The organism is Pseudomonas antarctica, from assembly GCF_900624995.1.
Lineage (GTDB): Bacteria > Pseudomonadota > Gammaproteobacteria > Pseudomonadales > Pseudomonadaceae > Aquipseudomonas > Aquipseudomonas antarctica.
In genome coordinates this window covers 19,997-34,506 of sequence record NZ_UYXQ01000005.1, presented here as the reverse complement: position 1 = coordinate 34,506, position 14,510 = coordinate 19,997, and the positions used below count along the sequence as shown (strand labels likewise).

Sequence of the window (14,510 nt, the reverse complement as noted above, 5' to 3'; positions counted from 1 at the left end):
GCATTCGAATTTAAAGCGCGGTGTTCTTGATGCCTTGCGGGCGGTTGTAAGCCCACCACAACAGGCCCAGGCCCGCCAGAATCATCGGCATGCTGAGGATCTGACCCATGGTCAACCAGCCCCACGCCAGGTAGCCCAACTGTGCATCCGGCACGCGGACGAACTCGACGACAAAGCGGAAGATCCCGTAGAACAGCGCGAACATGCCCGACACCGCCATGGTTGGGCGTGGCTTGCGCGAGAAGATGTACAGAATCAGGAACAGTGCCACACCTTCCAGGGCGAACTGGTAGAGCTGCGACGGATGGCGCGGCAATTGCGCCGGGTCGCTGAACGGCGGGAACACCATGGCCCACGGCACGTCGGTCGGCTTGCCCCACAACTCGGCGTTGATGAAGTTACCGATGCGCCCGGCACCCAGGCCGATCGGCACGAACGGCGCAACGAAGTCCATCAGTTGGAAAAACGACTTGCCGTTGCGGCGGCCGAACCACCAGGCGGCGATCATCACGCCGACAAACCCGCCGTGGAACGCCATGCCGCCCTTCCATACTTCGAAAATCAGCGTCGGGTTGGCGATATAGGCCGGCAGATCGTAGAACAGCACATACCCGAGGCGCCCGCCGACGATTACGCCCATCGACATCCAGAACACCATGTCGGAGAGCTTCTCTTTGGTCCAGGTCGGGTCGAAACGGTTCAGGCGCCGGGAGGCCAGCAGCCAGGCACCGCCGATGCCGATCAGGTACATCAACCCGTACCAATGGATTTGCAGCGGACCGATGGCCACGGCCACCGGGTTGATCTGCGGGTAAGGCAGCATTGCGACTCCTCGTTAAATCAATAGTCATGGCGCACCGGACCATGCCGGTGTGCGATTAAGCCTGCGTTACAGCCGCAATTTCAAATTAAGCTGCTATTTCAAAATAAGAGGCCGCACATTCCGAACAGCCTGGCATGTTAACGGATGGAAGGCGTGCGGCCCAACTTCGATACGATGGAACGCCCGCCGTTGTGTGGGTAAAGTGATGGAAAACACAAAAGGGATCGCCTGATGTGCCTGATTGTTTTCGCCTGGCGGCCGGGCCATGCCCAACCGCTGATCGTCGCGGCCAACCGTGATGAGTTCTACGCCCGCCCCAGCCTGCCGCTGGCTCAGTGGCTGGATGCGCCGCAGGTCTACGCCGGGCGCGACCAGGAAGCGGGCGGCACTTGGCTTGGAGTGAACGCCGACGGTCGGTTTGCGGCCCTGACCAATATCCGCAACCCGCACCAGCCGCCGGCTCGCAAATCCCGAGGCGAGCTGGTCGCGCGCTTTATCAGCGGATCGCTACCAATAGACGACTATTTAGCCGACGTTAACGCCCGATCGATTGAATACGCCGGCTTTAACCTGTTGGTGGGCACGCGGAACGAGCTGTGGCACTACAACGCCAATCAGACCTCGCCCACGCGGCTGGAAGCCGGGGTTTATGGGCTATCCAACGCCGGGCTGGACACGCCGTGGCCCAAACTGCTCAAAGCCAAGGCGGCGTTGAGCGACTTGCTGGAGAACCCGCAACCGGAGGCGCTGCTGGGGATTTTGAGCGACCCGCAGACGGCGCCGTTCGCTGACTTGCCAGACACCGGCGTAGGTTTGGCGACGGAGAGTCTGTTGTCGAGTGTATTTATTGCCAGCCCCAGTTATGGGACACGGGCGAGTACGGCGTTGATTGTGAATGCCGACGGGACGCGGCGGATGGTGGAGCGTAGTTTTGGGCCGTTGGGTGGCCAGCTGGGTGAAGTCGAACTCAACATTTAGCGGTGACTGGCCTGGCGCCATCGCAGGCAAGCCAGCTCCCACAGGGGAATACATTCCAACCTGTGGGAGCTGGCGTGCCTGCGATGGCCGCGCCTCGGTCTAGAGGGTTTTCGCCGAAGCCGGATTAATCATCCGCGTCAGCCCCAGGTTCTTCAGCGCCAATTGCAGCGAGCTGTGGATAACTTGCGGGTTGTCGATGGTCATCAACTCGGCCAGCAATTCCTTGGCCATGCTCAAGTTCACCTGGCGCAACATCCACTTCACCTTCGGCAAGTTAGTGGCGTTCATCGACAGGCTGTCAAAGCCCATCGCCATCAACAGCACCGCCGCCGCTGGGTCGCCGGCCATCTCACCGCAGATGCTCACCGGCTTGCCTTCGGCATGCGCGTCGCGCACCACATGTTGCAGGGCTTGCAGCACCGCAGGGTGCAGGTAGTCGTAGAGGTCGGCCACCCGTGGGTTGTTGCGGTCCACGGCCAGCAGGTACTGGGTCAAGTCGTTGGAGCCGACCGAGAGGAAGTCCACCTGCCGTGCCAGCTCTTTAGCCTGGTACACCGCCGCCGGGATTTCGATCATCACGCCAATCGGCGGCATCGGTACGTCGGCACCTTCGTCGCGTACTTCGCCCCAGGCGCGGTGGATCAGGTGCAGGGCTTCTTCCAGCTCATGGGTGCCGGAAATCATCGGCAGCAGAATGCGCAGGTTGTTCAGGCCTTCGCTGGCCTTGAGCATAGCGCGGGTCTGTACGAGGAAAATTTCAGGATGGTCGAGGGTCACGCGAATGCCGCGCCAGCCAAGGAAGGGGTTGTCTTCCTTGATCGGGAAGTAGGACAGTGACTTATCGCCGCCGATGTCCAGGCTGCGCATCGTCACCGGCAACGGGTGGAAGGCGGACAGTTGCTCGCGATAAATCGCCAGCTGCTCCTTCTCACTCGGGAAGCGTTGGTTGATCATGAACGGCACTTCGGTGCGGTACAGCCCAACCCCTTCGGCGCCGCGCTGTTGCGCGCGGGCCACATCGGCCAGCAGGCCGGTGTTGACCAGCAGCGGCACGCGGTGGCCGTCGAGGGTTACGCAAGGCAATTCGCGCAGCGAATCGAGCCCCAGCGCCAGTTGTTTCTCTTCTTCCACCACCTCGGCGTATTGCTTGCGCATCAGCTCGCTGGGGTTGGTGAAGACTTCGCCACGGTGGCCATCGACGATCATGTCAATGCCGTCGACCTTGGAATACGGCAGGTCAACCAGGCCCATCACCGTCGGAATGCCCATGGCCCGGGCCAGGATCGCGACGTGGGAGTTGCCCGAACCCAGTACCGAGACCAGGCCCACCAGTTTACCCTCCGGCACTTCGCCGAGCATGGTGGCGGTCAGCTCTTCGCTGATCAGGATGGTGTTGTCGGGGTAGACCAGGTTGGTGGTGCGGTCTTCCTGCAGGTAGGCCAGCAAACGGCGACCAAGGTCGCGTACGTCCGAGGCACGCTCACGCAGGTAGGCGTCGTCCATCAACTCGAAACGGTTGACGTGATCAGTGACCACTTGGCGCAACGCGCCCTGTGCCCATTGGCCGGTCTTGATCACGGTTTTGACTTCATTACCCAGTGACGCGTCGTCGAGCATCATCTGGTACACGTCGAACAGCGCGCGCTCTTCGGGCCGCAACTGGGTGGCCAGCTTGGTCGACAGGTTGCGCATATCCGCGCGCACGCCTTCCAGGGCGGTCTTGAACAGTTTGATTTCAGCGTCAATGTCGTTGACGGTCTTGTCCGGCACCACATCGAGGTCGGCCGGTGGCAGCATGACCACCGCCGTGCCGACGGCAGCGCCCGGCGAACCAGGTACGCCGACGAACTTGGCCTCCTGGATGCCCTTGCCCTGGCGACCCAGGCCGCGAATCGAACCCGTCGCCTCGGCGTGGGCAATCACCCCGGCAAGCTGCGCGCTCATGGTCACCAGGAAAGCTTCTTCACCTTCATCGAACTGGCGCCGCTCTTTTTGCTGGATGACCAACACGCCGACAACGCGGCGGTGGTGAATGATCGGTGCGCCGAGGAACGAGGCGTAACGCTCTTCACCGGTTTCGGCAAAGTAGCGATAACGCGGGTGATCAGCCGCGTTTTCAAGGTTCAGGGGTTCTTCACGCGTCCCCACCAGGCCCACCAGACCTTCATTGGGCGCCATGCTGACTTTGCCGATAGAGCGCTTGTTCAGGCCCTCGGTGGCCATCAGCACAAAACGGTTGGTCTCGGGGTCCAGCAGGTAAACCGAGCAGACCTGGCTGCCCATGGCTTCCTTGACGCGCAACACAATAATCCCCAACGCCGCCTTGAGATCCTTGGCGGAGTTAACTTCCTGGACGATCTTGCGCAGCGTATTGAGCATGGCTCGGGGTCGAACTCCGTCGTCAGTCGCGCGCTAAAAGGCGCGGGGCAAGTTCTTTGAGAGCGCGACGATAAACCTCGCGCTTGAATGTCACCACCTGGCCCAACGGGTACCAATAGCTGACCCAACGCCAGCCATCGAACTCCGGTTTACCGGTCAAATCCATCCGCACCCGCTGCTCGTTGGAGATCAGGCGCAGGAGAAACCATTTCTGCTTCTGGCCGATGCACAGCGGTTGGCTGTGGGTACGCACCAGGCGTTGCGGCAAACGATAGCGCAACCAGCCGCGTGTACAGGCCAGAATTTGCACATCTTCACGCTCAAGGCCGACTTCTTCGTTCAACTCACGGTACAAGGCGTCTTCAGGGGTTTCGTCGGGGTTGATTCCGCCTTGAGGAAACTGCCAGGCATCTTGGTTGATTCGGCGAGCCCATAGCACCTGTCCGGCATCATTCGTAAGAATAATCCCGACATTAGGACGGAAACCATCGGGGTCGATCACGGCAACAACCTCGCAAACGCATGTCGCCGCATTGTTCCACAAAGGTTGTTCCAGCGGCAACGAGGCTTCTTACCTTATGTGCACTCTTGTGAAAAGACCGTATTCTGGACGCCTTTTTACAGACTTTTCAGCGAGTAACTGCAATGCGCCTGGCTTTATTCGACTTGGACAACACACTTCTGGGCGGTGACAGCGACCACGCCTGGGGTGATTACCTCTGCGAACGCGGGATTCTCGACGCGGTGGCCTACAAGGCCCGCAACGACGAGTTTTACCAGGACTACCTGGCCGGCACGCTGGATAACGCCGAGTACCTGAACTTCTGCCTGGAAATCCTCGGCCGCACCGAGATGGCCCAGCTTAACGCGTGGCACAACGACTACATGCGCGACTGCATCGAGCCGATCATGCTGCCCCAGGCAGTGGAACTGCTGGCCAAGCACCGCGCCGCCGGCGACAAGCTGGTGATCATCACCGCCACCAACCGCTTCATCACCGCGCCAATTGCCGCACGCCTGGGCGTCGAAACCCTGATCGCCACCGAGTGCGAGATGGAAAATGGCCGCTACACCGGGCGCAGCACCGATGTGCCGTGCTTCCGTGAAGGCAAGGTGACGCGCTTGAATCGTTGGCTGGAAGAAACCGGGCACAGCCTGGAAGACAGCTACTTCTATAGCGACTCGATGAATGATTTGCCACTGCTGGAGCAAGTGACCCACCCAGTGGCGGTGGACCCGGATCCGAATTTGCGGGCTGAGGCCCAGAAGCGTGGCTGGCCGGTGATAACACTGCGAAGCTGATGGCCCCATCGCAGGCAAGCCAGCTCCCACCCTTAGATTTGTGAATACATTCAAGTGTGGAAGCTGGCTTGCCTGCGATGAAGTCGACTCAGTCCCAAGCCCTACATCGGCTTAGCCACCATCAAATAGAAAATCACCATAAACGCCAAAAACGCCGGCCAGCCCAGGCCAAACCACCAGCGCATATAGGTCGCCGCCTTGATCGGCATCGCCGTGCCGTCGCGCAACGCCTGCTCCGCCATCTTGTGCACACGAATCTGCAACCACACCACCGGCAGCCAGCAAACCCCGGCCAGGCAATACAGGCCGACGGTCCATTGCAGCCAGCTCTGCTGCATCGACCAACCCGCCAAGTGCATCAAGCCGACCCCGCTTAAGGGCTGGAACACCGCCGTGGTTGCGGTAAACGCCCAGTCGGCGAACACCAAGTGCTTGAACGTCTCGGCGATGACTTCAACCTTGCCACTGCGCCAGGCGCGCAAGGCATAGTAAGCCGAGCCCGCGCCCAACCCGAATAGAATGGTCGAGGACAGGATATGCAGGGTTTTCAGCAGCAGGTAAGCGCTCATTGATGAGGTTCAGTCCATAGAAGCCACACAGTCGCCACCATCAGCACCAGGTTCTTGGCGACGGCGGCATAAGGGTCAAACCAGTAATGGGGCAGAACCAGGCTGATAAACACGGTGTAACCGGCCATCAGCAGCAATTGCAGGATCAGGGCCTGCCTGCGCCAACGCGTCACCAGCAACCCTAAACCCAACAGCGCATCGCAGACCGAGCCGCCGATCACGGCCAGTGTCGCCCACGTGCCGTGCACGCCCGCCTCGGCCATGATGCGCAGGCCCCAGTCGTAACCCTGACCGAGGCAAACGGCTGCGGTGCCCAGCCAGATCAGCACCATCACCGCCAGCATCACTGGGCGCAGAGTGCGCTGGCTGCTGATGGCTGCGTTCGGCCAATCGTGCAGGCGCGACGCCAGCGGCGCGACGGTATAACCGCAAACCGAGGCCAGTACCTCGGGGTCGGCCACATTGTCCTGTTGCGCCAGGGCGATACTTTGTCGGTTCAAAGCCTGCCAGCCCAGGCGATCACCCAGCCAACCGCCCAACCTCAGCAGCGGCACTTGCACGTAGCGGCCCGCCTCCCAGCCTTGAGCCGCGCGCAGGTGGTCAACGACCTGCGACAGCCGCATCGGCTCGGGCCCCACCAACGGCAGCACCATTGATTCAGCAGGCCACTGGCGCAGCAGGGCCATTACCGCACCGACCAGATCGTCGATATGCACGGGCTGCACTTGGGCCTTGAGGTCGAGCAGCGGAATCAGCGGCCAAGGCGAAAGCCCGGCCAGCCACGCACTGCTGGTGCCGCCCGCGCCCACCACCAATGAAGGCCGAAGCACCACAGCGGTTATGCCCAGACTGAGCAGATAATCATCCGCCAAGCCTTTGCTGGCCAGGAACGCCAGGTCGGATTGCGCCGAAGCGCCCAAGGCGGAAATCTGCAACACCCGCACGCCACGCTGGGCGGCCAGATCAAACAACACGCGAGCGCCTTGATCCTGAACCCGGCTCAACTCAGCCGCATCCACGCTGAGCAGGCCCGCCGCATTGATCAATACATCAACAGATTCAGGAAAGACAAAGTGCTCGGGGTCGACAGCCAGGCGGCCCAGGTCCAGCGAACGCCACTCAACCCCCGGCCAACTCTGGTGTTGAGGCGTTCGAGAGGTCGCGATCACGCAGTGCCCGGCGTGCTGCAAGGCGCGCAACAGATGGCGGCCCACAAACCCTGTGGCGCCGACCAGAAGGACGTTCATGAAGCCCCTTTAGACCGGCTTGGCGCCCATCAACCCGGCAATCGCCACAAACCCCACCAGGCTGACCACGGCCAGCGCCAGGGTGAAATTCAGGCTGCCACCGCCGCCCAGACGCAGGCGGTTAAGCCGTGCCACCAGCCAGAACCAGGCCAGCGCCGCCACGGTGTAGAGGATGCTGGAGCCCAGAATCCAGGTTTGCCCCAGCGGCCAGCCGATCAAATGCGCCAGCCACCAGCCGGTGAATGGCATGCTGACCATGCAAACCCCCATCAGCAACCACACGAACGCCCACGGGCGTTGCACGGTAACCGCAGGGCCGGCGCTGCGCTTGCGCCAGGCCAGTACCGCCAGCCCGAGGCCGCTGAGCAGCAGCAACACGGTGGCGGTGATGTGGATAACCTTGAGGGTGGTCAGCGTTTCCATGGTCTTGATTCCTTAAAGGCCGCTCAGTCAGCGTAGTCGCTCAACCGAGGAACAGCTGGTAGGCCGGGTTTTCGCTTTCATCCCAGTACGGGTAGCCGATTTGCGCCAATGCGGCCGGCACCAAATGGCGCTCGTCCGCCGGCACTTGCAGGCCGGCGACCACACGGCCGTCGGCCGCGCCGTGGTTGCGATAGTGGAACATCGAGATGTTCCAGCGCCCGCCCAATTTGTTAAGAAAGTTGAACAGCGCGCCCGGGCGTTCCGGGAATTCGAAACGGAATACCAGCTCGTCGCTGACTTTCGCCGCGTGCCCACCGACCATATGACGAATGTGCAACTTGGCCAGTTCGTTCTCGGTCAGGTCCAGCACCGGGAAACCCTGGCTGGTGAGGCTGGCGATCAACGCGCTGCGCGGGTCGTTTTCCGGGTGAGTCTGCACGCCAACGAAGATGTGCGCCTCGCGGCCGGAGTGGTAGCGGTAGTTGAATTCGGTGATCTGGCGCTTGCCCACGGCCTCGCAGAAGGCCTTGAAGCTGCCCGGCTGCTCGGGGATGGTCACGGCGATGATGGCTTCGCGGCCTTCACCCAGCTCGGCGCGCTCGGCCACATGGCGCAGGCGGTCGAAGTTGACGTTGGCACCGGAGTCGATGGCCACCAGGGTTTGCCCGGTGATGCCTCGGGTCTCGACATACTTCTTGATCCCCGCCACACCCAATGCGCCTGCGGGCTCGGTGATGGAGCGGGTGTCGTCGTAGATGTCCTTGATCGCCGCGCAGATTTCATCGGTGCTGACGGTGATCACTTCGTCCACATAGTCTTTGCAGATGTCGAACGTGTGCTGGCCGATCTGCGCCACCGCCACGCCGTCGGCAAAGATACCGACGGTCGGCAGTACCACGCGCTCACCGGCAGCCATGGCGGCTTGCAGGCAGTTGGAGTCGTCCGGCTCGACGCCGATGATCTTGATCTCCGGGCGCAGGTATTTCACGTACGCCGCAATACCAGCGATCAGCCCGCCGCCGCCCACCGGTACGAAAATAGCGTCCAGCGGCCCCGGGTGCTGGCGCAGAATCTCCATCGCCACGGTGCCCTGCCCGGCAATGGTGTGCGGATCATCATAGGGGTGAATGTAAACGTAGCCTTTTTCGTCGACCAGTTTCAGCGAGTAGGCCAGGGCTTCCGGGAAGGAATCACCGTGCAGCACCACTTTGCCGCCACGCGAACGCACGCCTTCGACCTTGATCTCCGGGGTGGTCTTGGGCATCACGATAGTGGCCTTGACTCCCAGCACCTTGGCTGCAAGGGCGAGGCCCTGGGCATGATTGCCGGCAGATGCGGTGACCACGCCGCGCGCGCGCTCCTCCAAGCTCAGCTGGGTCAACTTGTTGTAGGCGCCGCGAATCTTGAACGAGAACACCGGCTGCAAGTCTTCGCGCTTGAGCCAGACTTTGTTGCCCAGCCGCTCGGAGAGCTGGCGAGCAGTCTGCAATGGGGTTTCTACGGCAACGTCATAAACGCGCGAGGTGAGGATCTTTTTGACGTACTGTTCGAGCATCGGAAAGCATCACTGGGCGGGTTGGGCAGGGCCAAGGAGTCTAACCCAGCGTTTAGCCGGGCGACCACACGAATCCCGAGGTTTTGTTGGGTTATACTCGCCGGCCTCGATAATTCCCCGCCCGTTCCGGAGCCCGCATGACCCAGGATCAACTCAAACAGGCAGTGGCCCAAGCCGCCGTCGATTTAATTCTTCCTAAACTCGACGACAAAAGCATCGTCGGTGTCGGCACCGGCTCCACCGCCAACTGCTTTATCGATGCGCTGGCCCTGCACAAGGGCGCGTTTGACGGCGCCGTGGCCAGCTCCGAAGCCACCGCCGCGCGCCTCAAGGGCCATGGCATTGCGGTGTACGAGCTCAATACCGTGAGCGACCTGGAGTTCTACGTCGACGGCGCCGATGAAAGCGACGAGCACCTGAACCTGATCAAAGGCGGCGGCGCAGCCCTGACCCGCGAGAAGATCGTCGCGGCCGTGGCCAAGACCTTTATCTGCATCGCCGACGCCAGCAAGCTGGTGCCGGTACTCGGCGCGTTCCCGCTGCCGGTGGAAGTGATCCCGATGGCCCGCAGCCACGTGGCCCGCGAGCTGGTGAAACTGGGCGGCGACCCGGTGTACCGCGAAGGCGTGTTGACCGACAACGGCAACATCATCATCGACGTGTTCAACCTGCAGATCATCAACCCGGTTGAGCTGGAAACCCAGATCAACGCGATCGTCGGCGTGGTGACTAACGGTTTGTTCGCCGCGCGCCCGGCTGATGTGTTGCTGCTGGGCACCTCTGAAGGCGTGAAAACCCTCAAGGCCTAAAGCTCACTGCCTGGCTTTATGTGGGAGCTGCGGTGCGACGATTCGACTTGCCTGCGATAGCATCGCCTCGGTTTAACTGATACACCGAGCCGTTCGCATCGCAGGCAAGTCGAATCGTCGCACCGCAGCTCCCATATTTGATTCCGTTGTCCGAAAGATCCATGTAACAAAAACGCTACTTTTCGCAGCATCCCCCTCCAAAATCGTGCGCCCAGTCCCGGCACCTCACACCTTAATAGGTATCAAATCCGTTACAAATTACAGCCAAGCGACCCACGCGTTTAACAATGCGCCACTTCGCAGTCGCCCACGGAATGAGGCGCGCATTGTGCAATGGGTCTGGGCTTGAACATCCCTATCACCTCAAGGACGACCTTGTGATAAAGCCTCTAGCCCTCGCGATCAGCGTTGTCGGCACGCTGCTGTCGACACACACCCAGGCCTACGATTACGGCCAACACGCCAACACCACCCTGGAAAAGCTGATCAACGATTACCCCGGCCGGTATCGTGGCACTGCCCATTTCGCAGGCGCCGCGGATTGGATGCAAAGCCAGATGGGTTCGGCCTACAGCCTCAGTCGCCAGAACTTCACCTGGAACAACGGCAGTCGCGCCTCGCAAAACGTGGTGGCCTACGCTGCCGGCACCAAACCGCAATACGTGGTGATTGGCGCGCATTTCGACACCTACTTCGGCCGCCCGACCCTGCAAGGCCTCGACGACAATGGCTCCGGCGCCAGCGTGCTGACTGAGGTGGCGAAAAACCTCGGCGGCCTGCAGTTGGAAAACGGCTTGCAAATCGTCGGCTTCGGCGCCGAAGAAGAAGGTCTGCGCGGCTCCAAGGCGTTTGTCGACGCACTCAGCGCCAGCCAGCGCGCGAACATGCTGGCGATGATCAACCTCGACAGCCTGATCACCGGCGACATGATGTACGCCCACGCCGGCCAGAACAGCACCGCCAACCCCGCCCTGGCGTCATTGCGCGAGCACACGTTCCAGATCGCCAAGGAGTTGAACATCCCGCTGTTCACCAACCCAGGCCTGGACCCGCAATACCCCAAGGGCACCGGCTGCTGCAGCGATGGCGAGCCTTTCGAGCCGTTAAATATTCCGATTCTGTATATAGAAGCCACTAACTGGGAGCTGGGCGACCTGGACGGCTACACCCAAACCAACAACCCGAAAATCCCCGGTGGCTCCACCTGGCACGACCCGGCAGAAGACAACAAAGCGGTGCTCACCGACGCCTTCGGCCAAGCACGCATCGACCAGCGCCTGCGCGACTATTCGCGCCTGCTCAGCCGTTTGGTGCTGGAGCTGACCAACGCCGACCTGGTGGCCTCGACCGCCTCCGGCGGCGCCGTTGCGCGCAATATGCAGGACAACCTGCAGCGTCAGCACCAAGCCATGGTGCGCCTGCATGACCGCCGCTGGTTGACCTTGCAAGCAGCCAGCCGCGAAGTGGGCAGCTTTGACGGCGAGATCGGCGTGGACGGTGAATACAGCCCGGACAGCGGCTTCGATAGCCCGCTCAATCCCGAAGCGCGGCGCCTGGGCCTGCATGCACTTGGCGACTTTCAGCTCACTTCCAGCCTGAACATCGGCGCCAGCCTGAGCTACCTCAACGGCCGCGACAAACTAGAGCACCGCGGCAAACTGGACAGCGACACCTGGCAGGCGGCGGCCTACGCCTTGCTCAACGACGGCGGACCAAGCTGGCTCGCCGGTGACGTGAGCGTCGGCCGCACGCGCTTTGAGTCCAAGCGCAACCTGTTGATCCAGGCCAACGGCGGCCCGATCCTGCTCAACCAGCACCTGAGCGGCAACACGGAGGCCCTGTCCTTGGGCGCGCGGGTGCTCGGCGGCTATGACTTCGACTTCGGCGCGATCAAGAGCGGACCATTTGCCGGCCTTGACTACAGCCATTACCGCATCGATAAATTCCACGAGAAACCGGATTTGCGCACCGCGCTTGAGTACGAAGAGCAAGCCTTCGATTCCCTGGAAGCCAGCCTCGGCTGGCGCGTGCGTGGTGCGGTCGCCCTGCCCTACGGCATGAGCCTCCTGCCTTACGGCGATATCGCCTGGGTTAAGGAGCTGGCGGACGGCCGCCTGGATGACCTCGACCTGACCGCCCACGCCGACAGGCAGGCGCGCACCGCCAAACTGGGTTCAGTGGATAAAAGCTTTGGCCGCGCGCAAATCGGCAGCCAACTGGCGATCACCCCGCAGTTGGGCGTTTACGCCGAGGTGAACAGCCGCCTTGGGCATGCCGAAGGCAGCCAGACCGGCTATTCGCTGGGTGTGCAGTGGATGTTTTGATCAGGGCTTTTTGAACACGTAGAACAGGTTCGGCTCGCTGACCAAGTACAAGCTGCCTTTATCGTCCATGGCGATGCCTTCGGCCTGAGGCACACGCTTTTGCAGTCCATGGCGCCCGTTGAGCAGAGAAAGGCTGCTCAGTGGGCGACCGTTAATGTCCAGCTCCAACACCAGGAACGACTCATCCGACAGCGCCAGCAAATGCCCGCTGCGCTCGTCGTATTGCAAGCTCGACAGGTCGCGCACAAACAGCCCGGCATCGCGCTTGGGGTTGTTGATCACGTGCACCGAATAGGTTTTTTCCGGTTTGAAATGCGGAAAACCATGCACTTCGTAGATCAACATCGGGTCGCGTTCCTTGGCCACGAACAGGCGCTTGCCTACCGAGTCGTACGCCAGGCCCTCAAAACCTTTGTTGCCCCCCATGTGCACACCCAAGGTCATCTGCTCCGCGTCGGCGGCGTCGAGGAACTGGGTGTCGTCGTTCACATGCACCTTGATCAGCCGCTGCTGGGCCTCATCACTGATCACATAAATGTTGTCGCTGATGAACTCCACTGCCTCGGCATCGCCAAAGCCCACCAGCGCAATGCGCCGCAAAATCTTGCCGTCCAGGGACAGCTCGATCAGCTCGGCGTTTTTGTTGGTGACAGTAAACAGGCTTTTGCGCACCGGGTCGTAGGTAAGGGCCGAGACATCATCGTCGAGGCCTTCGATCACTTTGGCTTCCAGGCTGACACGGTAATCGGCCAAGCCGATGGAGCGCTCATTGGCGGGCTGGCCCCATGCCTGCCAGTTGAACCACGCGCGTTCGAACAAGCGAAATTGCTGTGCGACCGCCCCGACCGCCATCAAAGCGATCAGCAACAACAGATAAAACGCGGGTTTGGGCCGGGCAAATCGACGCATCAGGGCAGCTCGAAGTCAAAAAGTAGCGGATGAATATCACGCCGGTCTGAATTTAAACTTAAACGCTGCCTGATGGGTGGCGCATGCCGCTATTGGAGCGGTACCCGACGTAATCGTGGGTTATTTCTGCTTCTCGAAACGGTAGAACAGGTTCGGTTCACTGACCATGTACAACGTGCCGCCCTCATCCATGGTCACGCCTTCGGCACGTGGAATGGTGTGCTTGAGGCCGTTGAAGCCACCGAGCAGGGTCATGAAGCTGACTTGATCGCCCTTTTCGTCCAGCTCCAGCAACAGGTGGGAGTCGGCCGACAGCACCAGCAAGTGCCCGGTGCGCGGGTCGACGGCCAGGGCTGAAAGGTTGCGCATATCCAACTCGGTGCTAGCGACTTTTTGCTTGTCGCCGGTCAGCGTGGCGCCATCGCTTTTCCAGGTAAACAGCGCGGGTGGGCGCTCTTCGCCGAGCACGATTTGCTGGTTGCGCTTGTCCCAGGTGACTCCCTCAAAGGCTTTGTTCTGGTCTTTGGACGGGCCCAGATCGTAGGTCTTAAAGTCCGCGAGGTTCAGCTGTTGGGTGCTGGCGTCGACGTTCACCACGGTGAGCGTGTGCATGCGTTCATCGACAATGGCCATCAGGCCATTTTCCATCACCGTCACGCCTTCCGGGTTGTTCCAGCCAATGAGTGGCATCTTGCGCAGCACGTCGCCTTGCAGGCTCAACTCAACCAGAAACGGGTTTTTGCCCATCACGGAAAACAGGGTTTTGGTCTGTGGGTTGTAGGCCAGGTCCGAAGCCTCGTCCTTCTCCATGCCGGGCAGCAACTTGCCGTCGATGACCGCGTGATAGTCCGGCAGCCACACACTGGCTTGTTGTTCGGCCGGCGTCTCAAAGCGCTCCGCCACCCACAGCACGCCACGATCATCCCAATGCAGAAGCCAGGCAACGCCATACACAATCGCCCCGGCCAGGAACAACCAGGAATACCAGCGCAGGGCAAAACGTGAACGGGGCTTGGGTGTAGCGGTGGGCAAGGTCACGGCCATTGAGCGCTTTTCCGGAAAGTCAGCGTTAGGTGATAGCACAGGATCAACGGGCCCGCGCGCAGGAGGCTGAAATTATCCGGGTGGCGTGTGAAAAAAATGCAAAAAGCCTGGGGTTCTGAGGATGTACTCAATTAAATGTGGGCGCTGG

The 14,510-nt window shown here is 61.1% G+C and carries 13 protein-coding genes; 4 read left to right on the top strand and 9 right to left on the bottom strand.

The features are described from left to right. Positions 1 to 10: 10 nt before the first annotated feature. Positions 11 to 823, bottom strand: coding sequence for a prolipoprotein diacylglyceryl transferase (gene lgt, locus E0F99_RS05225; protein WP_083356259.1), 813 nt, complete (start codon positions 821 to 823; stop codon positions 11 to 13). Between the two features lie 231 nt (positions 824 to 1,054). Between lgt and E0F99_RS05220 the strand changes: the two genes are divergently transcribed. Continuing rightward, a complete protein-coding gene (locus tag E0F99_RS05220) occupies positions 1,055 to 1,801 on the top strand; it encodes an NRDE family protein (RefSeq protein WP_083356258.1) in 747 nt (248 codons plus the stop codon). Positions 1,802 to 1,900: 99 nt separating this feature from the next. Here the strand turns inward: E0F99_RS05220 and ptsP are convergent, their stop codons facing one another. Together ptsP and E0F99_RS05210 are read right to left on the bottom strand one after the other, a co-directional pair. Continuing rightward, on the bottom strand, positions 1,901 to 4,180 hold the full coding sequence (ptsP, locus tag E0F99_RS05215; protein WP_083356257.1) for a phosphoenolpyruvate--protein phosphotransferase: 2,280 nt from the start codon (positions 4,178 to 4,180) through the stop codon (positions 1,901 to 1,903). Between the two features lie 22 nt (positions 4,181 to 4,202). After that, positions 4,203 to 4,682 (bottom strand): RNA pyrophosphohydrolase, encoded by a 480-nt coding sequence (locus E0F99_RS05210; protein ID WP_003176750.1) that lies wholly within the window; start codon positions 4,680 to 4,682, stop codon positions 4,203 to 4,205. Positions 4,683 to 4,825: 143 nt separating this feature from the next. Between E0F99_RS05210 and E0F99_RS05205 the strand changes: the two genes are divergently transcribed. Further along, positions 4,826 to 5,482, top strand: a complete 657-nt coding sequence (locus E0F99_RS05205; RefSeq protein WP_083356256.1) for a histidinol-phosphatase — start codon at positions 4,826 to 4,828, stop codon at positions 5,480 to 5,482. A gap of 101 nt (positions 5,483 to 5,583) precedes the next feature. Here E0F99_RS05205 and E0F99_RS05200 read toward each other — a convergent pair whose 3' ends face one another. Genes E0F99_RS05200 through ilvA form a run of 4 tightly spaced genes read right to left on the bottom strand, consistent with a single transcriptional unit; the run spans position 5,584 to position 9,276 of the window. Continuing rightward, positions 5,584 to 6,051, bottom strand: coding sequence for a DUF2269 family protein (locus tag E0F99_RS05200; protein WP_083356255.1), 468 nt, complete (start codon positions 6,049 to 6,051; stop codon positions 5,584 to 5,586). Further along, positions 6,048 to 7,298 (bottom strand): SDR family oxidoreductase, encoded by a 1,251-nt coding sequence (locus E0F99_RS05195; protein ID WP_083356254.1) that lies wholly within the window; start codon positions 7,296 to 7,298, stop codon positions 6,048 to 6,050. The genes E0F99_RS05200 and E0F99_RS05195 overlap by 4 nt, the downstream gene beginning before the upstream one ends. A 9-nt stretch (positions 7,299 to 7,307) precedes the next feature. Continuing rightward, positions 7,308 to 7,721: a DUF2269 family protein gene (locus E0F99_RS05190; protein WP_083356253.1), complete on the bottom strand. Its 414-nt coding sequence runs from the start codon at positions 7,719 to 7,721 to the stop codon at positions 7,308 to 7,310. A gap of 40 nt (positions 7,722 to 7,761) precedes the next feature. Then, positions 7,762 to 9,276 (bottom strand): threonine ammonia-lyase, biosynthetic, encoded by a 1,515-nt coding sequence (ilvA, locus tag E0F99_RS05185; protein WP_083356252.1) that lies wholly within the window; start codon positions 9,274 to 9,276, stop codon positions 7,762 to 7,764. Between the two features lie 137 nt (positions 9,277 to 9,413). On the opposite strand from ilvA, the gene rpiA reads away from it, so the two are divergent. Beyond that, a complete protein-coding gene (gene rpiA / locus E0F99_RS05180; protein ID WP_083356251.1) occupies positions 9,414 to 10,085 on the top strand; it encodes a ribose-5-phosphate isomerase RpiA in 672 nt (223 codons plus the stop codon). 377 nt (positions 10,086 to 10,462) lie between these two features. Beyond that, positions 10,463 to 12,409, top strand: a complete 1,947-nt coding sequence (locus E0F99_RS05175) for an autotransporter domain-containing protein (protein ID WP_083356250.1) — start codon at positions 10,463 to 10,465, stop codon at positions 12,407 to 12,409. On the opposite strand, the gene E0F99_RS05170 is transcribed toward E0F99_RS05175, so the two are convergent. Together E0F99_RS05170 and E0F99_RS05165 are read right to left on the bottom strand one after the other, a co-directional pair. Continuing rightward, positions 12,410 to 13,318, bottom strand: a complete 909-nt coding sequence (locus tag E0F99_RS05170) for an SdiA-regulated domain-containing protein (RefSeq protein WP_083356249.1) — start codon at positions 13,316 to 13,318, stop codon at positions 12,410 to 12,412. A gap of 120 nt (positions 13,319 to 13,438) precedes the next feature. Beyond that, the gene (locus tag E0F99_RS05165; protein ID WP_083356248.1) at positions 13,439 to 14,362 is read right to left on the bottom strand and encodes an SdiA-regulated domain-containing protein; all 924 of its coding nucleotides are present in this window, start codon (positions 14,360 to 14,362) and stop codon (positions 13,439 to 13,441) included. Positions 14,363 to 14,510: the final 148 nt, after the last annotated feature.

Bases quoted from the DNA above. Each gene is read 5' to 3' on its own strand.
- ilvA (WP_083356252.1), bottom strand. From the start codon at position 9,276: ATGCTCGAACAGTACGTCAAAAAGATCCTCACCTCGCGCGTTTATGAC.
- E0F99_RS05170 (WP_083356249.1), bottom strand. From the start codon at position 13,318: ATGCGTCGATTTGCCCGGCCCAAACCCGCGTTTTATCTGTTGTTGCTG.
- ptsP (WP_083356257.1), bottom strand. From the start codon at position 4,180: ATGCTCAATACGCTGCGCAAGATCGTCCAGGAAGTTAACTCCGCCAAG.
- E0F99_RS05200 (WP_083356255.1), bottom strand. From the start codon at position 6,051: ATGAGCGCTTACCTGCTGCTGAAAACCCTGCATATCCTGTCCTCGACC.
- E0F99_RS05220 (WP_083356258.1), top strand. From the start codon at position 1,055: ATGTGCCTGATTGTTTTCGCCTGGCGGCCGGGCCATGCCCAACCGCTG.
- rpiA (WP_083356251.1), top strand. From the start codon at position 9,414: ATGACCCAGGATCAACTCAAACAGGCAGTGGCCCAAGCCGCCGTCGAT.
- E0F99_RS05190 (WP_083356253.1), bottom strand. From the start codon at position 7,721: ATGGAAACGCTGACCACCCTCAAGGTTATCCACATCACCGCCACCGTG.
- E0F99_RS05195 (WP_083356254.1), bottom strand. From the start codon at position 7,298: ATGAACGTCCTTCTGGTCGGCGCCACAGGGTTTGTGGGCCGCCATCTG.
- lgt (WP_083356259.1), bottom strand. From the start codon at position 823: ATGCTGCCTTACCCGCAGATCAACCCGGTGGCCGTGGCCATCGGTCCG.
- E0F99_RS05205 (WP_083356256.1), top strand. From the start codon at position 4,826: ATGCGCCTGGCTTTATTCGACTTGGACAACACACTTCTGGGCGGTGAC.
- E0F99_RS05165 (WP_083356248.1), bottom strand. From the start codon at position 14,362: ATGGCCGTGACCTTGCCCACCGCTACACCCAAGCCCCGTTCACGTTTT.